The sequence below is a fragment of the Agrobacterium genomosp. 2 str. CFBP 5494 genome (genome assembly GCF_900013495.1).
In the GTDB taxonomy this organism is placed as follows: Bacteria; Pseudomonadota; Alphaproteobacteria; order Rhizobiales; family Rhizobiaceae; genus Agrobacterium; species Agrobacterium pusense.
In genome coordinates this window covers 434372-455740 of sequence record NZ_LT009719.1, presented here as the reverse complement: position 1 = coordinate 455740, position 21369 = coordinate 434372, and the positions used below count along the sequence as shown (strand labels likewise).

The window sequence follows — 21369 nt, the reverse complement described above, 5'->3', positions numbered from 1 at the left end:
TGTTCGATAGTGTAGTTTCGGGTGTTCGCATCGTTCATTTTTCAGCCGTCCTTCTTGCGATGAACGCGCGGAGCATTGTGAAGTTCTGCTGCCGGGATCCGGTCTGAAGAACTTCGCCGGCGCGCCGCCTGATCAACTCGCACGTCCGGGTGCGAGCCTAGCCGTGTCGCGCCAGCAAAGATCACCAGCAGCCATCTATCGTCAGTTTTTGTCGAGGCCCTGGGCCATTTCCAGATGATGCTGGAGCGCCGGTAACGTTTTTGCCGCCCACGCCTTAAGCTCCGCATTATCGCCGCCCTCGGCGTAGCGCTTGAAAAGATCAACGGCGTCTTCATGCGCATCGACCTGATCATCGATATATTCTTCGTTGAACTCGTTGCCGTCGAGTTTTGCGAGGTCGTCTACTTCTTCCTTGTGATCATCTGTCAGAGCGGTGACCGGTGTCCCGTTCACCTTGCCGCCGGATAACAGGGTTTTCAGTTCCGAACTTGTTTTCTCATGCCCGGTGATCATTTGCTGCGCAAAGGCTTTGGTTTCCTCGTTCCCTTTGGTGAGGGCGAGTTTGCTTGATTCAATTTCGAAGATATCGCTTGCCGAGGCCTGCAAGATGAAATCCTCGGTTTTTGGCGCGACGCCAAGTGCGGAATTGACGCCGGTGGATTCCGTCGCGGATTGCGCCAAAGCAGTTCCGGCGACGAGTGCGAACGCGAGGGAAAGAATGGTCTTCATTGTTGAGCCTCCTGATGGTTGAGGCTCCACCAACCGTGATGGGCAAGAAATGTTCCTCGGGGTGGAAGAAAAGCCCGCTTGAACGGCGTTGCCGGTTGCCGGAGTTGACGCATCGCCTCGGGATAATGTCCATGCGAGGCGGGCACTCTGTACGGGCCAGAATTCAGGGGTCGACTTCGATCCGAATGATGCTATGGTTCATACATTGCTACCAACCGAATTCGTAGGCGGTGGCAACTGAGGGTTACTATGTGCTCCCGCCTGCTTTTTGCGGAGATGCACATATGTTGCATCCGTCAAATTTCGAATATTGTCTGCTACGACGAATTCTCGTTCGTTGGGCCGCCCGTTTCACATCAGATGAGACGTTGCAGGCCAAACTCGTGGAAAAGACGATACGCAAAACTCTTCAGGATTTTCTGCTGAAGGATGATGGTGCAGCCATCGACCTCGAGTTGCTCGCGACGATGCGCCGGTTGGCGTTATGCGAGTTTGGTGTGAAAAGAGATCAGCAAAATCAGGCGCCGCCGGTTGACGTGGCCGAAGGACGCGGCGCATCTCCGCAATAGCGGTATCTCCGCAGTGATATCTCTCCGACTGCGCCATAGGGCGGAACGGAGAACGGTGGCCGGATAACGGCAGTTGGCCGCAATTTTCTTTCTTTTCCGTTGTCGGGAATGTTTTTTCCTTTCCGCGACGCAATAGAGCGGTTATTTCCGCGTCAGAAAACGCGCACTTTGCTAGATGTGCGCAGCTATTGACATGACCCGGGCCCTTTGATGACGACTGACGTTCCCTGCGCATTGGCGGTTGACGATATCCACAAGAGCTTTGGTTCTCACGAGGTTCTGAAAGGTATTTCGCTCAAGGCGCACAAAGGGGATGTCATTTCCGTCATTGGCTCCTCAGGCTCCGGCAAGAGCACGTTCCTCAGATGCATCAATTTCCTCGAAGTTCCGGATCGTGGCCGCGTGATCGTGAATGGCGAGGAAGTGGCCGTGAAGTACGGTCGGGACGGCAATGCCATGCCGCAGAGCTGGCGCCAGGTGGAGCGTTTGCGCACCGGTCTTGGCATGGTCTTTCAGAATTTCAATCTATGGGCCCACCGCACTGTACTTGAGAACATCATAGAAGCCCCGGTGCATGTGATGGGCGTGAAACGTGCGGAAGCCATCGAGAAGGCTGAAGCGCTGCTGCACAAGGTCGGGCTTTACGCGAAGAAGGATGCTTATCCGGCGTTCCTGTCCGGCGGTCAGCAGCAGAGGGCAGCCATAGCCCGCGCGCTCTGCGTGGAGCCGGCGGTGATGTTGTTCGACGAACCCACCTCGGCGCTGGACCCGGAGCTGGTCGGCGAGGTGTTGAAGGTGATCCGTGATCTCGCCGAGGAAGGCCGCACCATGCTTCTGGTGACACATGAGATGCGTTTTGCGCGCGATGTGTCGAGCCATGTCATGTTTCTGCATCAAGGCCGCGTGGAAGAAGAAGGATCGCCGGAACGGGTCTTCGGCAATCCTCTGAGTGCGAGGTGCCGGGAATTCACCGGCGCGCTCGCGAGCTGATTTTTTCGTAACAGGAGATTTAAATGAAATTCTTCGCCTCAATGCTGGCCGGTGCGGCTTTCGCGCTGTCCGCTTTCTCCGCCAGCGCAGACGTCCGCTTCGGCGTCATGAACGAAAGCTATCCGCCTTTCTTCGCGCAGGACGCCAGTGGCAAGTGGCAGGGCTGGGAAATCGACCTGATGGATGCCGTCTGCGCCGAGATGAAGGAGAAATGCTCCATCGTCGCGCTATCCTGGGACGGTCTCATTCCCGCGCTTGAGAGCAAGAAATTCGATGTGATCTGGTCTTCCATGTCCAACACGCAGGAGCGCCAGAAGGTGATTGGCTTCACCGACAAATATTACAATACCCCGAGCAAGCTGATCGGGGCCAAGGACGGAAAGCCGGGGGCAACGGCTGAAGACGTGAAAGGCAAGACCATCGGTATCCAGGTCGCCACCATTCAGTCTGCCTATTATGCAAAGTATTTCAAGGATGTAGCCGACGAAAAAACCTACCAGACGCTGGATGAGGCGTTTCAGGATCTGGCTGCGGGTCGTATCGATTACGTCTTTGGTGACTCACTTGTTCTCGACACGTTCCTGAAAAGCGATGCCGGCAAGGATTGCTGCGCGGATGCCGGCAATGTTGCTGACGACCCGGAAATCCTCGGACTTGGCGTTTCAGGTGGCGTACGCAAGGACGACAACGAACTGAAGCAGAAGCTGAACGCCGCCATCGCCGCCGTCCGCGCCAGCGGCAAATATGATGAGATCACCAGGAAGTACTTCAGCTTCGATATCTACGGCGCGAAGTAATCCGGGTCGGGTTCGGCAGATGGCAAGCCTGGATACAATGTTGCAGCTTCTGTCACCCTATCCTCCGGGATGGGGTGGTACCCTGTTGACGGGTGCTGCAGCGACGCTTGCCATCTCGGCCGGGGCCTATCTCATCGGCATCGTCATCGGCATGGCGGGCGCCTTGGGCAAGCTTTCGGGCAACCGCGGGCTCGAAACCGTCCTCAATCTCTACACCACGCTCATCCGCTCCGTGCCGGAACTGATCCTGATTGTAGGGCTTTATTATGCCGGAACCGACGGGCTCAATCGCCTGCTGCAGCTGGCCGGATTGCCGGTGCTCGAGGTCAACGGCTTCATAGCAGCAGTGGCGGTTCTGGGCTTCGTGCAGGGCGCTTACATGACGGAAGTGCTGCGCGGGGCGATAATGGCGATCCCCAACGGCCAGATCGAAGCGGCGAGGGCTTTCGGCATGTCTCCCCTCCTGCGGTTTCGCCGTGTCGTTCTGCCGGCGCTTTTGCCCAATGCTCTGCCGGGGCTTTCCAACCTGTGGCTCGCCGTCACCAAGGACAGTGCGCTTGTCGCCGTTGTGGGGTATCAGGAACTGGCGCTCGCGACCCGGCTCGCCGGTGCAAGTACCAAGCAGTATTTCCTGTTCTTCATGGCTGCGGCCCTGATGTATCTGGCGATCACCCTCGTCTCCAATGTCATCTTCAGGCAGATCGAACGGCACGTGCGCCGTGGTCAGCCCAGTCTGGCGTGAGGGAGATTGGCGATAGATTTTTCCTGGGTCGGGAAATACTGGCCGCTTCTTCTCTCCGGAGCATGGCAGACGATCGCCCTGCTCGTGATCTCCGTCTGCTGTGGTTTCGTTCTCGCCATCGGACTTGCCTTCGCGCAGGTCAGCGGCGGCCGAATGATCCGGATTCTCGCGCGTGGTTATTGCACCTTTTTTCGGGGCACGCCGCTGCTGATACAGCTCTGGCTGCTCTATTACGGCGTGGGGTCGCTCTTGCCCATGGTGCCGGGGCTGCGGCAAAGCTTTCTGTGGCCGGTGCTGCGCGAAGGTTTCTTTTTTGCGGCGGTCAGCTTCACGCTGAACTACGCAGCCTATGAAGCCGAAGTTCTTCGTGGTGCGTTGCTGGGCGTTCCGAAAGGCGAACTCGAGGCGGGCAGGGCCTTCGGCATGAGCCGGTTCACGCTGGCGCGCCGCATTTGGCTGCCGCGCGCGATCCGCGCGGCGCTGCCGACGATCGCGGGTGAAGTGGTGATGCAGCTGAAAGCCACGCCGCTTGCGTTCACGGTGACAGTCATGGATCTTTACGCCGTCGCCTACAAGGTGCGGCAGGACACGCTGCTGGTCTACGAGCCGCTTTTCGTCGTGACGATTTTTTATCTCATCCTCACCGCCATCATTGCCCGCTGCTTCGGTTTCATCGAGGCGCAGGTGCCGGTGCGCCGATAGCCTATCAAGGAGTTCTCATGAGCGATATTCGTATTCTGGACGGTGGCATGAGCCGTGAATTGCAGCGGCTGGGCGCTGAACTGAAGCAGCCCGAGTGGTCGGCGCTCGCGCTCATCAACGCCCCGGACATCGTCCGCCAGGTGCATGCGGAATTCATCGAGGCCGGCGCGGATGTGGTGACCACCAATTCCTATGCGCTGGTCCCTTTTCATATCGGCGAAGACCGGTTCAACAAAGAAGGTGCTTCACTGATCGCCCTTTCCGGTCGCCTGGCGCGTGAAGCGGCGGATGCTTCGAAGCTTAATGTGGCCGTGGCCGGCTCGCTTCCTCCGATCTTTGGCTCCTACGAGCCAGAAAATTTCGATCCCTCTCGCGTTCAGGACTATCTGAAGGTGCTGGTCGAAAATCTTCAGCCACATGTGGATGTCTGGCTTGGAGAGACCCTGAGCCTTGTCGCTGAGGGTGAGGCGGTGCGGCAGGCGGTAGCCGAGACGGGCAAGCCTTTCTGGATTTCCTTCACGCTGAACGACGAACCCGCTCAGGTGAACGGTGCGGAGCCCAAGCTGCGTTCCGGCGAGACCGTGCGCTCCGCCGCCGAATGGGCCGCCGGATCAGGTGCCACAGCGCTGCTCTTCAACTGCAGCAAGCCGGAAGTGATGAGGGCTGCCGTGGAAACCGCAGTCGCCGTCTTCAAGGAAAAGGGTGTTGCTCTGGATATCGGCGTCTATGCCAATGCGTTCGAAGGCGAACAGGGCGACTCCGCCGCCAATGAGGGGCTGCACGGCACGAGAGCGGATCTGACCGATGATGTCTATTCCCGCTTCGCCTGCTCCTGGGCAGATGCGGGGGCCACCCTGATCGGTGGCTGCTGCGGTATTGGCGCTGCGCATATCCATACGGTTGCCGATACGCTTCGCCGGCGTGGCACTGGCAGAACGATCTGAAAAGAGAGCCCCCTTGTCGAAAAGGTGCGTGCCATCGCCAGCCGCCTGGCCAAGCTCAAGCGCCGGTCCCGGCCGCATGGTGATCTGACAGGGCACATATGGCGTCCCACGGGCGAGGGCGGCCTGCGCTCGATTCAGGAACATTCCATGTTACTGGTAGAAAAGTGAAAAAGGCTGCAATTTAGATTGCAGCCTTTCTGTTAAATCCAGTTATTCCGCTCTTTTCAGCGCGTCGCCGAGAATGGAAACGATGTCGTCGAAGTGGGATTTTTCGGCGATCAGCGGCGGTGAAAGAGCAATGATGTCGCCGGTGACGCGAATGAGCAGGCCACGTTCGAAGCAATCCACAAAGACATCATAGGCACGGGCGCCGATCGCGCCGTCGCGCGGCTGGAGTTCTATGCCGGCGATGAAGCCTATGGTGCGGATGTCGATGACGTTGGGCGAGCCCTTGAGCGAATGAATGGCATCGTGCCACGCGTCCTGCAATTCGGAGGCGCGGGTGAAGAGGCCCTCGTCGCGATAGATGTCCAGCGTTGCGATGCCTGCGGCGCAGGCGACGGGGTGGCCGGAATAGGTATAGCCATGGAACAGTTCTATCTGGCTTTCGGGGCCATGCATCAAGGCATCATGAACCTTGCGGCTGGTGAAGACCGCACCCATGGGGATAGCTCCGTTTGTGAGCCCTTTCGCCGTGGTGACGATATCGGGCGTCACGCCGAAGTAATTGCTGGCGAAGGATGAGCCCATGCGTCCGAAACCGGTGATGACCTCATCGAAGATCAGCAGAATGCCGTGCTTGTCGCAGATGGCGCGCAGGCGTTCCAGATAGCCTTGCGGTGGCACGAGGACACCGGTGGAGCCCGCCACGGGTTCCACGATGCAGGCGGCGATGGTTTCCGCACCGTGCAGGGCGACCAACCGTTCCAGATCGTCCGCGAGCTCGGCGCCGTGCTCTGGCTGGCCCTTGACGAAGCTGTTCTTCGCAAGATCGTGGGTGTGACGCAGATGGTCGGCGGGGATTTGCGGGAAGACGCGGCGGTTGTTGACGAGGCCGCCCACGGAAATGCCGCCGAAACCGACACCGTGATACCCGCGTTCGCGGCCGATGAGGCGGCTGCGCGTCCCTTGGCCAATGGCGCGCTGATAGGCTATCGCGATTTTGAGCGCCGTATCGACCGATTCCGATCCCGAACCAGTGTAGAAGACGCGGTCCAGTTTGCCGCCTTCCGGGCCGGGGGCGATTTCCGCCAGCCGTTCGGCAAATTCGAATGCGACCGGGTGACCCATCTGGAATGAAGGTGCGTAATCCATAGTGGAAAGCTGGTGCTTCACTGCGGAGGCAATCTGCTGGCGTCCGTGGCCGGCATTAACGCACCAGAGGCCAGCCGTTCCATCGAGAACCTGACGGCCATCATTGCTGGTGTAATACATGCCTTCGGCGCTCGCCAGCAGACGGGGATTGGCCTTGAACTGCCGGTTGGCGGTAAAAGGCATCCAGTAGCTGTCAAGCGATGTGGAATTAGATCGGCTCGGGTTGTCCATCACGGTTCTCCTGTTCATGGCCGACGATTGAAAGCTATTTTCTTCACCGAACAAGCCCTTTTCTCCATGTGGCGAAGTGATTGAAAATACTGTAGGCGTGAAGACGGGTTTTCGATATTTCGAACAACGGCAACGGGGGCGACGGGATGTCGGTGGATATAGGGGGACGTTTGCGCCATCTGCGGCTGCGTCACAATATTTCCCAACGGGAACTGGCAAGGCGTGCTGGTGTCACTAATTCTACGATTTCCCTGATCGAATCGAACACCTCGAATCCGTCCGTGGGCGCGCTGAAACGCATTCTCGATGGCATACCGATAGGGTTGGCCGAATTTTTCGCCTTTGAGCCGGAGACGAGCCGTAAGGCTTTTTACCGGGCGGACGAGCTGGTTGAAATTGGCAAGGGCCCGATCTCGTTTCGCCAGGTGGGCGAGAATGTCTTCGGCCGCAGCCTGCAGATACTGAAAGAGTGCTACCAGCCCGGCGCCGATACCGGCAAGGTGCCCTTGGTCCATGATGGCGAAGAAGGCGGCATTATCCTTTCAGGGCGACTGGAAGTGACGGTGGACGAGGAGAGGCGGGTGCTCGGCCCGGGTGATGCCTATTATTTCGAAAGCCGAAGGCCACATCGCTTCCGCTGCGTCGGACCGGTGGCCTGTGAGGTCATCAGCGCCTGCACACCGCCAACCTTCTGATTCCCCCAAATTGGGGCCTGGAAGCACCTTCAGGACAGGCCCGCAGGGCTGCGTTCAAAAAAAGTGGCCGTTAGCTATGCGGTTTTTGCGTGGCTGCCATGACAATAATGCAGTTTCTCGCCACTCTTTTGCCGCCTTTGCCGCCTTTTAGCGATTTTTCTATCGCTTTTTCTTGGCGAGGTGCAGGTGGGGGGTAAAAAAATCCCAGCCGATATGTCAAATTTTATATGCATTGCCACAATCTTGCTGCGCCGCAAAAAAATTTAATAGTCTGTCATATGCCGCGCTGTTCTTAACGTTCCTGTCTCATCTCGCCAAGTTATAAGAAACACATAAGAAAAGGCTATCGCTCGCACAAAAACCAATACATGCGACGGCGTCACCCATGCTCTCAAGACATGGCCTCCAGCACATTTGTTGCTTTTTTATGCAACCGTTAATATTGCCCGGACGTTGATCGGCCGCTCACGCAAGAAATCGCATAGACGGTTATGGGCAATGTGCCTTACAAAAAATCCATTAGCATCAAATTCCGAACACAGACTTGTTATCTCCTTTAGACGGAAAGACGCGCCTCCGGGCACCGACCAATCGCAAAACATAAATGGAGTTCTCTCTATGAAGTCCGCGACCCAATCGGCTGAACAGACACTCAGCAGCTCCGAAGATTTCGATGTCAGTTTCCCTATCGGGGGCATCGCAAAACGCAGCTTCGATATGACATCGGCTGCTCTTGCGCTGCTCATCTTCAGCCCGATATTCCTGCTGATCGCCGTTCTGGTGAAGATGTCCGACCCCGGTCCGATCTTTTATGGTCACCGTCGTGTGGGACATAATGGCCGCTATTTCCATTGCCTGAAATTCAGGACGATGGCGATGAACGGCGATGAGATCCTGCGGCAATATCTTGCCGCCAATCCGGAAGCCGCCGAGGAATGGCGGGCTACCCGCAAGCTCAAGAACGATCCGCGTGTTACGGCCGTTGGCGCCGTGCTGCGCAAGCTCTCCCTTGATGAACTGCCGCAGCTCATTAACATCCTTCGTGGTGAAATGAGTGTGGTTGGCCCGCGTCCCGTCGTAGACGAGGAGCTGAGCTATTATGAAAGCGCTGCCGCCTATTATCTCAGCACCCGCCCGGGTCTGACCGGCCTGTGGCAGATCAGCGGCCGTAACGACGTGTCTTACAAGACCCGCGTTGCCTTCGACACACAATATGTCCAGAACTGGTCGATGCGGCAGGATGTCTTCATCATCGTCAAGACCATTCCCGCCGTGTGCCTGTCACGCGGAAGCTACTGAAAACCGATATTGAGTTCGGCTATATCGATCTTCGCTTCGACACGCACCCCGACCGGGATCCCAAGTCCGGTCTTCGGGTGCGTCATTGGTGCTAATCATACCGGCCGCTTCTTGCGGCGCCGCCTTGCCGGTCGCGCGACGGCCTGATCGCCTGTATGGCGATCCGCTAACAGGGAGTTTCCCGATGAACGGCTTTTCCGCCGCCCACCGCCCGTTTGTGGCCCTCGTTCTTGCTGCTACCGTCGCTTTTTCCGCGCCGCTTTCGACAATGGCTGCGGATGGCGCTCAATATAAGCTCGGTACCGCGGACAAGCTGCGTATCCGCGTTGCCGAATGGCAACCGGCCGACGGCAGCATCCGCAACTGGGACGTCATCAACGGCGACTATTCCGTCGGGCCATCCGGTACGCTGTCTTTGCCCTTCATCGGTCAGCTCGACGTCGCAGGCAAAACGCCTTCCGAGGTGAGCGACCAGATCGGCGCTCAGCTTCAGAGCAAGTTCGCCCTCCGCAACCTGCCTTCGGCCTCCGTAGAGATCGCCCAGTTCCGGCCGATCTTTCTGAGTGGCGATGTGCAGACACCGGGTGAATATCCCTATGCCCCCAACATCACGGTGCTGAAGGCTGTCAGTCTTGCAGGCGGCTTGCGAAGGTCCGACGCCGGACAGCGTTTTGCGCGCGACTTCATCAATGCACGTGGTGATGCCGCCGTTTATGATAACCAGCGGGCAAGGCTGCTTGCCCGCCAGGCGCGGTTGATCGCCGAGGTAAAGGGCGATCAGACGATTACCAAGACGCCGGAGATGGAAAAGATCGCCGAGATCGACACGCTTCTCGCCAGCGAAAGCGCGCTGATGAAATCGCGGACCGAGCGTTATACACTTCAGCTCAAGGCGCTGACGGACTTGCACGCGCTTTTGCAGAGCGAAGTCGAATCCCTGAAGAAAAAGTCGGAAACGCAAAACCGGCAGCTTCAACTCGCCAATGAAGACCGCGACCGCGTCAACAGGCTGAACGAGCAAGGCCTTGCCTTGTCGCAGCGGCGCATTTCGGCAGAAGAACGTGCGGCCGAGGTGGAATCCACCCTCCTCGATATCGACACGCAGTCGCTGCGCGCCAAACAGGATATCAACAAGGCAACCCAGGACGAGATCAACCTGCGCAACGACTGGGTGGCGCAGCGCTCCAAGGAGTTGCAGGACACGGAAGCGGAACTCGACAAGCTCAATCTGCAGCTGACCACGAGCCGCGAATTGATGTCGGAGGCACTGGCGCAATCGGCCGAGGCGATCCGCTTCGATCCATCGGGTAAGTCCGCGACGATCAGCTATGTCGTGGTGCGTGAGGAAAACGGCAAGCCGAAGGAGCTGAAGGTCGATGAAAATGCCTTGCTTGAGCCCGGCGACGTCATCAAGGTCTCTTCCGAAATCCTGATGCAGTGAGGTTTCAATGCGGATCGCCAAATCGGCGCTGATCGATCCCGAACGCAATGAGATTTATGGGATGACGGCCGTTGCGCTGTCATTCTTCGTTTTCGCCTATTCGTCGCGTTTCGGACAAATCTCGGTTCTGGCCTATTATGGCATGTGGTTGCCGCTGGTGGTGGTCGATTACCGGCGCGTGCTCGGCAATTATCCGCGTTACCTGTGGATTTTCGGCTTCGGCATTCTTACCGTCCTGTCCAGCTTCTGGTCGGAAGCCGTATCTGTAACCATGCGCGCCTCCATCCAATACATGACCCATATCGTTTGCGCGCTGATTGCCATGCGCGTGATTTCCATCCGCACGCTGACGCGGGGCGCCCTGATTGGCATAGGCGTCGTCCTGCTCTATTCGCTTCTGTTCGGCATCTATCTTTTTGACGCGCTTGATGGGACCTACAGTTTCGTCGGTGCCTTCTCATCCAAAAACCAGCTCGGTTTCTACGCCTCGCTGGGCGTCATTTTTGCTGCCTCGTCTGTGCTGGTACTCAAGCAAAGGGGCATCTGGCTGCCGATTGCAGGCGTGACGGGACTCTTGTCTGCCTATAGCCTCGTCGCATCGCAATCTGCCACCTCCGCCATTACCACCGCGGCCGTTGTAGCCCTCATCATCGGTTTTATCCCGATCGGGATGCTTTCGCCCGCAAACCGTAAAATGATGTTTTTTGCTCTCGGCGGTCTCGGCGCGCTGCTTGCGGTGGCTTCGCTGCAGTTCGGTCTGTTAGATGCCATTCTCGGTATCTTCGGCAAGGATTCGACGCTGACCGGCCGAACCTATCTCTGGCAGCAGGGCATAGAGGCTGCAAAGCAGGCTCCGATCCTGGGGGTCGGCTACCAGGGATTCTGGGTCGCGGGTTTTGCCGATGCCGAACGGTTGTGGAACGACTTCTTCATCACCGGCCGCAGCGGCTTCCATTTCCACAATACCTATATCGAGACAGTGGTGGAAAACGGCTTTGTCGGCATGATCCTGCTGGGCATGGTGCTTTACGGCACGCTGCTGGGGCATCTGAGATCGGTGCTGATGCGTCGAAGCGACCCGCAGGGCGTTATCCTTTTTGCGATTTGCGCGCTGTTCGTGGTGCGATCCTTCGTGGAGATTGACATCATCTTCCCCTATCAGATCGGTTCGTTCCTGCTTTATTTCGCGGCCGGAAAACTTTGCCTTCCGGTAAAGGCGGCGCGGAACGGTGAGACTCACCCCGCGATCGGCATGAGACTGCAGACCAGACCCTAGAGATAATCCGCCGAGACATGTGGACTGGCGTGAATGAAGCTCCACATGTCCTTGCTGACCTCGACAATGTCGGCGATTGATTTTTCGAGCTGGCCGATTTCCTTTTCGTCCATGCGCTCGACCTTGCCGTAGCGGACCTGGCTGTCATCTTCCACCAGACGCATCAGCTGGGTGCTGGCGATATCGCCCTTTTCGTCAAAAGAATAGATGCAGTGATTGTATTTGTTGCGCGTCTTCGCTTCCCTCTTCAGCCGCGCCATGATGGAGAGGACAGTCTTCCGGTCCTTCGCGTCGGTGGAGGGAAGCTTTGCCAGGCGTTCGATGAGATCCATGCGCGCCCGCGTGGTGTTGAGGGTGAGGAACACCACGATGGCAGCCTCCTTGTCCACTTTCAAAAGGTGGACGATCAGATAGATCATCAGGCTCTCGGTGTTGGTCCACACATAGTTCAGCCTGCCGACCAGCAGCAATACATCCGACATCGCCGCCATGACGCTTCTCCCGCCCCAACAAAACATCCTTCGACATCATATGCCGACTGTCGCGGAAAAGACAGGGTAGGTTACTGATATTTCTTCATCTTTCCTTGAAAGCACGGGACATGCTGTCAGCGATCGGCTTGGTCAGATATTCGAAGAAAGTACGCTCCGAAGTCTGGATCAATACGTCGGCCGGCATGCCCGGCACGGGGCGGAAATTATGGACCTTGGCGATTTCCTCATCGGGCACCTGCACGCGCACGATATAAACATCCTTGACCTGCAGACCGGCGTTCTCCTCGATGCTGTCGGCGGAAACGTAAAAAACCTTGCCGTTCAGGACCGGCGTGGTGCGGCGGTTGAGCGCCGAAAGACGGATCGCTGCCGTCTGCCCCTCGTGCAGTTGGTCAATCGAGGTTCTGAGCACCTGTGCCTCCAGGATCAGCGGAACATGGGCCGGCAGGATTTCCATGATCGGCTTGCCCGTCGTGATGACGCCGCCGGGCGTGTGATAATAAGCGCGCACGACAGTTCCGTTGACGGGGGAGCGGATGACGGTGCGCTCCAGCACCTCGGCGGCCCCACGGACCTGTTCGCGCACGCTGTCAAGATCGGACTCCGCCGTCTCCAGCGCGTCAAGCGCCGCCTGCTTGTTGGCGTTGACCGCAATGATCGCTTCCTGCTTGAATTTGGCGATCTCCGCTTCGCTCTGGTTCATTTCGCCGCTCAGACGGGCAATGTCCCCCATCGCATCGGCAATGGCGCGCTCCAGCGCCAGCATGTCGGTCTTGCGGATGACACCATCCTTGGCGAGCCTCTCCTTGGAATCGCGTTCCTGCGTGAGAAGCGCGAGTTGCCGGTCGAAGGACTGCTTTTGCCCGTCATAACCCGCATAACGAAACTCCAGCGACCTGATGTTCTTCTCGATCAGGTTCAACTGCTCTTCGAGCTTGATGAGTTTGCTGTGGAACACGATGTTCTGGCTCTGGATGATGGCGTTGATATCCGGATCGCCGGCTTCCTTCATGACGATGTCGGGCACCTTGAAGCTCTTTGCGCCCTGCGCTTCGGCGCGCAGGCGCGTGACGATGGTCTCAAGCCTGAGCCGCCGCAGCTGCAACATGCGTTCGTTGGCGAGCGCCGTCGTCTTGTCGAGTGTGAGCAGCACGTCGCCTACCTTGACCGTGTCGCCTTCGCTGACCATCATCTCCTTGATGATGCCACCTTCCAGATGCTGCACGACCTTGTTATTGCCGGTGGCAACGAAGCTGCCCTGAGCGATGATGGCGGAGGAGAGCGGCGCGGTGCCAGCCCAGTAGCCGAACCCGCCGAAGGAGGCGAGCAGCACGGCAAGACCGATCGAGCTGTGCAGGCGGATTGAGCGGGGTACCTCGCTGTACCATTCCAGCTGACCCTGTGGTTTGACTTCGGCAATGGCGTTCTTTTTCCTGAACATGACGGTCCTCAACCCTCGATTTGCGGGGACTGGCTGGCCTGGCGGCCATTGCCGGAGAGCGCTTTCAGCACGTCCATCCTTTCGCCGAACATGGCGACCGACCCGTCCTTCAGCACCATGATCTTGTCGACGCATTGCAGAAGCGCGGGCCGCTGGGTGATTGTGACAGTGGTGATGCCCTGTCTTTTGGCGTGCAGCAGCGCCTTGGCCAGAGCCTGCTCACCCTGGGTGTCGAGGTTTGAGTTCGGTTCGTCCAGCACCACGAATTTGGGGTCGCCGAAGAAGGCCCGAGCAAGTGCGATGCGCTGTTTCTGCCCGCCGGAAAGCGGTGCGCCATCGGCGGCGACTACGGTTTCATAACCCTGCGGGAAACCGGCAATCAACTCGTGAACGTCGGCCAGCACTGCGGCCTCATAGATTTGCCTGTCCTCTATATCGTCGCGCATGCGGCAGATATTGGCCTTGATGGTGCCCGGGAACAGCTGGACGTCCTGCGGCAGATAACCGATGCTTTCCCCGAACTGCCGCTGGTCCCAGTTGCGCAGATCCATGAGATCAAGGCGGACATTGCCCGATGTAGGCAGGATGGAGCCGACCAGCATTTTGCCGAGCGTCGTTTTGCCAGAGCCGGAATTGCCGATGATGGCAAGCGATTCGCCCTTTTTCAGCGAAAAGGAGATACCGTTCAGGATCACTTTCTTCTGCGGCGGCGGTACGAAGAGAATGCGCTCAACATCCAGGCGTCCTTCCGGATTGGGAAGGCGCAGGCGTGGGAAATTGAGCGGTGAGCTGATGAGGAGCTGCTTGATGCGGCCATAGGAGGCGGCCGATTTGTTGAACTGGTGCCAGCCCTCGATCGCTCCTTCAATGGGCGCGAGCGCACGGCCCGAGACGATGGAGGCCGCAATCACCATGCCGCCTGTCAGCTCGCCGGAGAGCGAAAGATGCGCGCCCCAGCCGAGAAGCGCAACCTGTGTGATCATACGCGCGGCTTTGGACACGCCAGAGAACATGATGTTGCGATCCTGTGCGGCCACATGCGATTTCAGCGAGCCCGCCGTTTCGCGGCCCCACATTTTCACCGCTTCGGGGATCATGGCGAGCGCATTGATGATCTGCGAATTGCGCGACATGGAATCGAGATGGAAATTGGCGCGGCTCAGATAACCCGAGGCTTCGGAGAATTGCCGTGCGGTGAAGCGCTGGTTCAGCCAGGCGATGGTGAACAGCACGGCGCAGCAGACCATGATGATAATACCGAGATGCGGATGGACCAGATAAACCACCACGATGAAGAGCGGCATCAGCGGCGCATCGAGAAAAGCGATAAGGGTTCCCGAGGTGAGGAATGAGCGCAATTGCTGTAAATCCTGCAATATCTGGTAATCCTTGCCGCTGCCATGCAGGGAGGCGCGTGCGGCGGCAGACAGGATGGGAGCGCCGAGCTGGACCTCGAGCTCCACAGCGGTACGCATCAGGATGAAGCGGCGGATGGCATCCATGAAAGCCTGCAGCAGTACCGCTCCAAGAACCGCGACCGTCAGCATCACGAGCGTATCCATCGAGCGGCTCGTCAGCACGCGGTCCGAAATCTGAAACAGATAAAGCGGTATGGCGAGAAGCAGGACGTTGATGGCGACGGTGAACAGCATCACCACAATCATGTTGCGGCGCACCGCGGCGATGCCCTTGGCAAGGCTTGCGGCGAAATTGATCGGTTCGCTGCGTTTATGAAAGCCGCTCTGGCTGCTGCCACCGCCGCCGCCACCGCCGCCATTGCCCGTTGGTTCCTTGCCATCGCCGCCACCGCCCGTCGCCGGGCGGCGTTCGTTTTCACGGATCGGACCGTCATTGTTGTCGATAGTCTTGACGAAGGGGAGGTCGGGAGCGCTCTTTAGTTCTGCATTGTCGATCTTGGCTTTGGGGGTAGGTTGCGACGCGGGGTGTGGCTCCTGTTGCGGTGCCGGATTTCCCGCTGGCCTATCCCGCAATGTGTTGGATTGCGGTGTCGTCGGCGATGGCGGTAGCGCCACCTCCGGAGAGGGCGGGGTTGCCCTAGCGATCTGTTCCGCACCCGACAACTGGCGAAGGTTCTCTACGGCTTCATTGATAGCTGAAATACAGGCGTCCGTCAGCTTGCTGTCTTCCGCGTCCTGATCCAGCGGTAAATCCAGCGAGCGTCCATCCGCAATCGTTCTTCTTGAAATATGATCCATTTTTATCGGTCCCCTCGGTGATCTTGCGGCTTTTGCGGTTACACAGGCGGAACTGCCGCCGGCAAAACCTATGCGGTGACCGCTTGCATGACGTCGGATGAGTGGGCATTGGACCACGACAGGTCGTGCCCGGCATTGATGACGCCGTCGGATTCGTTTTCGATGGTGGCGGGATCGTCGTGCAGAAAAGCGATGACCTCGTTCGCAAGTTGACCCGGTTGCGCCGGCTGCGACGTATCGTTTTCGATGATGCCGCCCTGTATCAGAATGGCGTCGGAATAAACGCCGCCGGCAACATAGGTGGTGGAACCGAAGCTGTCGTAATCAATGATCTGCGCGAGATTGATGACGGCATTGCTGCCGGTATCGATATGGACGTCGGCATTCTCGTTGTTTTCGAGCACCTTGGCCGCGGCCTGGGTAACGTCGTCGGAATCGCCGAGCACACTCACCTGTTTGATGATGCTGACATCGTAGAGATTGCCAGTGATGTAGAGCACGTTCAGTCCCTGGTAGCCGGCAAAATTGCTGTCATGCGCAAGTGCATCCGGCATGTTCGGATCGCGCTCATTGATCGCGGACACCGTCTGCGCCATGTAGTCGGGCATCGTTTCGAAACGGTCGTTGGAGCCGACGTTATAGATGGAGGCATCGTTCCAAAGGAGATTGTTGCCGGATTGAATAGTGGCGCCTCCCGGTGCATCGGGATTGGCGCGGGCCCAGTCATTGTCGTAAAGCACGGCGATCTGGCTGATGAGGTTCATGTCCAGCACATTGCCGCCAACGATGATGAGGTCATACTGCATGCCGATGCCGAGGAAATTCGCAATATTGAGTGCGGCATTTCCCCCTGTCAAAAGACTGACGCTCGCACCGGAGGTCGTGATCGTCATCGTGTCGTTGTCGCTGACGAACTGGTATTGTTCGATCCAATGCACGAAGGAAACGTCACCCTCTAATACGCTGACGCGCCACGCGGTGGGGAAAATCGGCATTTCTCCGGTTTCAGGGCTCTCCGCAGCCGTATTTTCCGCGCCGGGGAAAACGCTGCGTTCGAAATTGGCGATGTTGTAGGCGGCCGTGTCGGCCTGATCCTCGGAACGGGTGAAAACGGAAGCGATTTCGTCCCTGTCGCTATAGATATAGGCCTGGGTGATCGCATCGATCTGGTGGTAGTCACCCATCACGGCGGTGACGGAGGTCATGACGGCTGTATTGACCAATGTGGCGACGTTGGCGACGACATTGGCGCCTGCGGCCACATCGAGACTGTTGCCGGCGGGACTTTCTTCATGCAGCGCAACGTCACTTCGTTCCGGTTCTTCCGGAGGCTTGGCAATGCCGCGATCCGGCATGTAGTCGTCCAGCGCCGGCTTCTCAGCGGCGGCAACGCCATTGATATAAAGACCATTGATGTCGTTGCCGGCCAGGACGAAATCCTCATCTGCGCCGGTCCCGAGTGAGGTGACGTCGTTGTCGCGGGCGTGCTCGATATAATCATGCGCGGTCTTGGCGAGAGCCTGCAGCGCATCATAGCTGTCGGTGCGCTGGAACCCGGAAAAAGGGGTGAAGACGGACGCTTCGTTGTAGAATTCGACTGTACGTTCAGTGACGAAGCTGGTGTCGCGGGCCACGTTGGGGCCGTCCGTCATATTCAGATAATCATCGTCCTGAAGAATATTCACCTGCGCGACATGGGCGATAACCGAGCCTGGGCCGGTATGAATTACCAGCTCACGTTCGTCCTCGAAGGAAAGGCGACCTGGAAAGCGGAAATTCGCAGCGGAAATATCGACCGGTATCGAATTCGCAAACTGCTGCATGTCATGTTCGACCGTGCGTGCGAAATGCGGCGGCAGATAATCGAAGTCGTAATAGCCTGCATGGTACTTGACGCCAGGATCGTAGTCCTGAAGTGCAACGTCATAGTTCTTGTCGAGCAGCCTTGCCGCTTCCTCTTCCGGCAGTTGCTCAGGCCCGGAACGTGCGGGGCCTTCACTATAGTTGTTTCGCAGACGCGCTTCTTCGGCCATCGTGTCGAACAGGCCGATGAAATGCGCGATCATGTCTGAAATCTTGTCGATATGCATTGGAGGTCCCTCCCCGATCATTGCGGTACGTCACAGATGTCGGGCGGCACACGTCTTGGAAGCGGTGCTTCTTTGTCGCCAGGCCTGTCCATGAACCGCAAACTGCACCGGCGGACGCCGGTGCAGCTCTTTTCGTCAAGAGATGGTTGTCAGGAGTGATCCTCACCGACGTCCGAGACACTGGAGTTGCCCCCTGTGACCGTGACGTCAACGGCATTGGAGAGCATGTTGGCGCCCTGCACCAGCTCCAGATGGAAGCCGGAATTTGCAAGGATTGCCGATGCGTCGGCCGTGCTGGTGCCCGCTGCGTCGTCGCCGGCCTTGAGATCCCATCCCTTGCCGTCGATGCCTTCTGCGCCATAGGCGTCGCCTGCATTGGCGCTCAGGTGGTTTTCAGCGCCACCGTTCTGCATCTTGATGTCGTAAGCCTCATCCTGATCCGCCAGGTGATTGGCCTGCACGAGGCTGAAGCCCGTGTCGTTGCCGTCACCGTTGAGCGAGTCGTTGAGGATGCTGTCGACATCCAGGGTAAAGGAGAAGTCGTCACCCAGATTGAAGGTGAGGTCTCCGCCGGCGATGCCGAGATTGCCGACATCCTTGACGCCCGTAATGTTGCCGAAATCGTCATCCGACTTGTAGAAACTGTCCGAGGAGTTGAAGCTGCCGGAGGTCGATGTTGTCGTGGTGGTGGTGTCGTTGTCGGAATAGGTGAAGGTCTTGTTGTCCGAATCCGTCACCGTTTTCACATTGGTGTCGTTGTCGCTGTACGACTTGCTTTCATAGCTCCAGTCGTAATCGGTCTTGATGTCGGTGTTGGTTTCGGTGCTCGTCTTGGTCGTCGTGTCGTTATCGCTGTACGACTTGCTGTCATAGCTCCAGTCATAGTCGTTATCGCGATTGTCACCATTGCCGACTGCAACATCGATCTTGGCATCAACATCCACATTGGTGCTGTTGTCGCTATTGTCGTTGTTGCGGTTTTCACCGTTCGCGGTGCCGACGTTGCTGTCTTCCACCTTGGCGTCATTGGTAGACGTGTTGGCAAAACCATCGGAAAGCGCGCCGATCTTGGTGATATCGTCGTCGCTGCCAGCGGATTTATGATCATAACCCATTTCGATTTCCTCCGAAAAAGCTCGGAGCAGCTTTCGAAATCCCTCTCATCTCAAACGGGATTTTTTCGCGCTTGCTCCGGATAGCATGAAGATTGACGTTTTGCAGATGGACTCGGTTACGCATCATCTGCGGTTCGGTATTGGCCCGTGGACGGGCTCTTTTTGTTCAGCCCTTGTGCGCTACTCGATAAAACGGCGCACAAATCCGTTCCTCGCTCCAGCAGGGGAGCGCGGTGGCTTCGTCTTTTCGCTTGCATATTTTCTTGAAAAGGGTCCGGCGCTCTCAAACACACGTCAAGGCCGGGAGTGTCTTTCCATCAGCCGCCGTTCAGCGACGGTCAGACTGTGCCGCAGAAAAATTGCGCTTCCTAGATATCAATTTGGGCTAAACCTATCGGCGTTCCACCCGGATATATACGTCGCAAGCGGTTGTCTTGGGCATCGTTCGCCGGTTCATTCTCGAAAAAACGCAGCTTCGGCAGGGCAGAGCGGCTGTTTCGTGAAACATGGTTTATTTCGGTGGAGAGATGCTCTCATCCCGAAAAGGCACAGGCTTGGGCATGTGCAGCAGGCGAGCTACGTCGAGGGATATCAACTGAAAGTTACATTTTGTCGGAACGCAAAACCAGCACGAAAGCTTTTCCGATATATTTGTTTTTACGCCGGTTCCCGGTTCACTGATTCTGATCCGGCTTAACCTATTTTGTATGTCAATTGTAAAAAATAACCCGTTTGGGCCATTTATTTACACAGCTTTTCGTATTAGCGTGTACGAATTAACGGGTGATTAATAATAGTTGACATGACATGAAGCGGAGAATCGCCCCCAAGTTTTAAGGGGTGGGTCGCCGGGCGGATGACAGACTGCGCAACCAAAAGAAAGTAATGCGTAAGCGCTTGAGGGAGGCGTCAATGTTCATGGGAACGTCAGATTATGCGGCAAAACAAAAAAACGCCGTTACACATATAAATGGAACTTTATTGATCGTAGCGGATCCGGACCTGTTTTCCGAGTGCCTCATGGAGGCGTTGGGCAAAAAGTTCCCTACATTCTCCGTGGTAAGCGTGACATCGTCAGCAACGATTGACGATGATTACGGCGCCGATGTCCGGCTCGTATTGCCCTATCGCCTGGCGGGCGAGCGGCTTCACAGCGTATTGTCGGCGATCCGTGAAAAACATCCTGAAGCGCCGATTGCGCTCGTCGTGGAAACGATCGACAAAATTGAAGAGCCCCTGAAGCGGCTGGTGGGAATGCGCATCATCGATGGTGTGCTGCCGCTCAATCTCCGGCTCGACGTCTTCATGGCGGCGGTCGACCTGCTCATGAAGGGCGGGGAGCATTTCCCGGCGGCCCTTCTCGGCAAGCTTACGCCCTATTCCGCCGCAGCCGGTGGTAAAAGCGTGCAGAACAGCGCTGTCATCGCCAACCGTGCCGACGCCCTTGCCGAGAGCAGGAGCGACATGGCGACGCTGACGACGCGGGAGGTGCAAATCCTCGACCTGTTATGCAAGGGTACGCAGAACAAGATCATTGCCGACCGGCTTCATCTGTCCGAGAACACGGTGAAGGTCCACGTTCGCAACATCTACAAGAAGATGAACGTTCGCAACCGCACGGAGGCGGCGTCGCGTTTCTTCAACAGGGATGAAGGCGCGACTTTCTCCGGCTGGAAGAACTGAGCGTCGAGCTGCCAGAGGCAGCCCGGACGTTATGCAGGAGGCTCAGGGCCTGAGGAAGCAGCGGGACTTTTGCCCAAATCCGCTCGGCGAGCAGATATAGGGAGAAGAGCCCGAATAGGAAGGTCGCGATACTGTCGGTGTGTCCGAAGCATCTGCAACAAGCGTAACGGCTGCGTTGCCGGTTTTTTGATAGCCATAGGCCGCCTTCGCCGGCGTGACGCGGCTCTTGATCGTAGTCGGGCTGGCCGATGCGGTCGTGAGAACGGCGTCTTCGACGACGGAGCATGAAGCGGTCGCGAAAGTGAAAGTCAAAAGTGCGCCGGCAACGAGTGCAAGACGACATTGACGGACTGTTTTGCCGCCACGGAAATAAGGCATTTCATTCATCATGTGTGTCCCCTGAAATCGACTGTCTGTCGCATCTCGCCGGGCGGTTTTGTTCCCGGTGGACCGAGCCTTACAAAACCAGGATAGCCCCGACTGGTTGAGCGAAGCTTGCGCTAATGCTCAATAAGAAAGGCATAATGGAGGCGTAGTTAAAAAGTATTAAATCAACGGGCTATTTTGAGTAATTTTGGGTAATCAATTGTAATATTTCGAT

At 57.4% G+C, this 21369-nt stretch carries 19 protein-coding genes; 11 read left to right on the top strand and 8 right to left on the bottom strand.

Annotated features, from left to right (window positions below):
- Window positions 1–201: 201 nt before the first annotated feature.
- Window positions 202–729 carry a DUF4142 domain-containing protein gene (locus tag AGR2A_RS16930; protein ID WP_072493584.1) on the bottom strand — a complete coding sequence of 176 codons (528 nt, stop codon included), beginning with the start codon at window positions 727–729 and terminating at the stop codon, window positions 202–204.
- A 368-nt stretch (window positions 730–1097) separates the two neighbouring features.
- On the opposite strand from AGR2A_RS16930, the gene AGR2A_RS16925 reads away from it, so the two are divergent.
- The 6 genes from AGR2A_RS16925 (at window position 1098) to AGR2A_RS16900 (ending at window position 5473) form a co-directional block, all read left to right on the top strand.
- The gene (locus AGR2A_RS16925) at window positions 1098–1298 is read left to right on the top strand and encodes a hypothetical protein (RefSeq protein WP_035211052.1); all 201 of its coding nucleotides are present in this window, start codon (window positions 1098–1100) and stop codon (window positions 1296–1298) included.
- Window positions 1299–1508: 210 nt separating this feature from the next.
- Window positions 1509–2288, top strand: coding sequence for an ABC transporter ATP-binding protein (locus AGR2A_RS16920; RefSeq protein ID WP_044459828.1), 780 nt, complete (start codon window positions 1509–1511; stop codon window positions 2286–2288).
- 23 nt (window positions 2289–2311) lie between these two features.
- Entirely contained in the window at window positions 2312–3085 is a 774-nt protein-coding gene (locus AGR2A_RS16915) for a transporter substrate-binding domain-containing protein (RefSeq protein WP_072493582.1), read from the top strand.
- 19 nt (window positions 3086–3104) lie between these two features.
- Complete coding sequence (locus AGR2A_RS16910) at window positions 3105–3827, top strand: ABC transporter permease (protein WP_006698584.1); 723 nt, start codon at window positions 3105–3107, stop codon at window positions 3825–3827.
- A 12-nt stretch (window positions 3828–3839) separates the two neighbouring features.
- Window positions 3840–4529 (top strand): ABC transporter permease, encoded by a 690-nt coding sequence (locus AGR2A_RS16905; RefSeq protein WP_064263132.1) that lies wholly within the window; start codon window positions 3840–3842, stop codon window positions 4527–4529.
- A 17-nt stretch (window positions 4530–4546) separates the two neighbouring features.
- The gene (locus AGR2A_RS16900) at window positions 4547–5473 is read left to right on the top strand and encodes a homocysteine S-methyltransferase family protein (protein ID WP_080823236.1); all 927 of its coding nucleotides are present in this window, start codon (window positions 4547–4549) and stop codon (window positions 5471–5473) included.
- Window positions 5474–5683: 210 nt separating this feature from the next.
- Here AGR2A_RS16900 and AGR2A_RS16895 read toward each other — a convergent pair whose 3' ends face one another.
- Window positions 5684–7018 carry an aspartate aminotransferase family protein gene (locus AGR2A_RS16895; protein WP_080823235.1) on the bottom strand — a complete coding sequence of 445 codons (1335 nt, stop codon included), beginning with the start codon at window positions 7016–7018 and terminating at the stop codon, window positions 5684–5686.
- 146 nt (window positions 7019–7164) lie between these two features.
- Here AGR2A_RS16895 and AGR2A_RS16890 point away from each other — a divergent pair, with 146 nt between their 5' ends.
- From AGR2A_RS16890 to AGR2A_RS16870, 4 genes are all read left to right on the top strand, one after another.
- Window positions 7165–7713: a cupin domain-containing protein gene (locus AGR2A_RS16890; RefSeq protein ID WP_004438580.1), complete on the top strand. Its 549-nt coding sequence runs from the start codon at window positions 7165–7167 to the stop codon at window positions 7711–7713.
- A gap of 618 nt (window positions 7714–8331) precedes the next feature.
- Window positions 8332–9012 (top strand): sugar transferase, encoded by a 681-nt coding sequence (locus tag AGR2A_RS16880; RefSeq protein WP_004438583.1) that lies wholly within the window; start codon window positions 8332–8334, stop codon window positions 9010–9012.
- A 184-nt stretch (window positions 9013–9196) separates the two neighbouring features.
- Window positions 9197–10453 carry a polysaccharide biosynthesis/export family protein gene (locus AGR2A_RS16875; RefSeq protein WP_080823234.1) on the top strand — a complete coding sequence of 419 codons (1257 nt, stop codon included), beginning with the start codon at window positions 9197–9199 and terminating at the stop codon, window positions 10451–10453.
- Between the two features lie 7 nt (window positions 10454–10460).
- Window positions 10461–11729 (top strand): O-antigen ligase family protein, encoded by a 1269-nt coding sequence (locus AGR2A_RS16870; protein WP_035211041.1) that lies wholly within the window; start codon window positions 10461–10463, stop codon window positions 11727–11729.
- Here AGR2A_RS16870 and AGR2A_RS16865 read toward each other — a convergent pair.
- The 5 genes from AGR2A_RS16865 to AGR2A_RS16845 form a co-directional block, all read right to left on the bottom strand.
- Window positions 11726–12220: a hypothetical protein gene (locus tag AGR2A_RS16865; protein ID WP_004438593.1), complete on the bottom strand. Its 495-nt coding sequence runs from the start codon at window positions 12218–12220 to the stop codon at window positions 11726–11728. The two genes, AGR2A_RS16870 and AGR2A_RS16865, sit on opposite strands and share 4 nt — an antisense overlap.
- Window positions 12221–12305: 85 nt before the next feature.
- A complete protein-coding gene (locus tag AGR2A_RS16860; protein WP_004438597.1) occupies window positions 12306–13664 on the bottom strand; it encodes an HlyD family type I secretion periplasmic adaptor subunit in 1359 nt (452 codons plus the stop codon).
- A gap of 8 nt (window positions 13665–13672) precedes the next feature.
- On the bottom strand, window positions 13673–15880 hold the full coding sequence (locus tag AGR2A_RS16855) for a type I secretion system permease/ATPase (protein WP_080823233.1): 2208 nt from the start codon (window positions 15878–15880) through the stop codon (window positions 13673–13675).
- Window positions 15881–15948: 68 nt separating this feature from the next.
- Window positions 15949–17970 (bottom strand): hypothetical protein, encoded by a 2022-nt coding sequence (locus AGR2A_RS16850; RefSeq protein WP_080823232.1) that lies wholly within the window; start codon window positions 17968–17970, stop codon window positions 15949–15951.
- Between the two features lie 149 nt (window positions 17971–18119).
- A complete protein-coding gene (locus AGR2A_RS16845; protein ID WP_035211034.1) occupies window positions 18120–19085 on the bottom strand; it encodes a hypothetical protein in 966 nt (321 codons plus the stop codon).
- A gap of 912 nt (window positions 19086–19997) precedes the next feature.
- Between AGR2A_RS16845 and AGR2A_RS16840 the strand changes: the two genes are divergently transcribed.
- On the top strand, window positions 19998–20768 hold the full coding sequence (locus AGR2A_RS16840) for a response regulator transcription factor (RefSeq protein ID WP_080823231.1): 771 nt from the start codon (window positions 19998–20000) through the stop codon (window positions 20766–20768).
- Window positions 20769–20810: 42 nt separating this feature from the next.
- On the opposite strand, the gene AGR2A_RS16835 is transcribed toward AGR2A_RS16840, so the two are convergent.
- Entirely contained in the window at window positions 20811–21158 is a 348-nt protein-coding gene (locus AGR2A_RS16835) for a hypothetical protein (protein WP_004438615.1), read from the bottom strand.
- Between the last annotated feature and the right edge of the window lie 211 nt (window positions 21159–21369).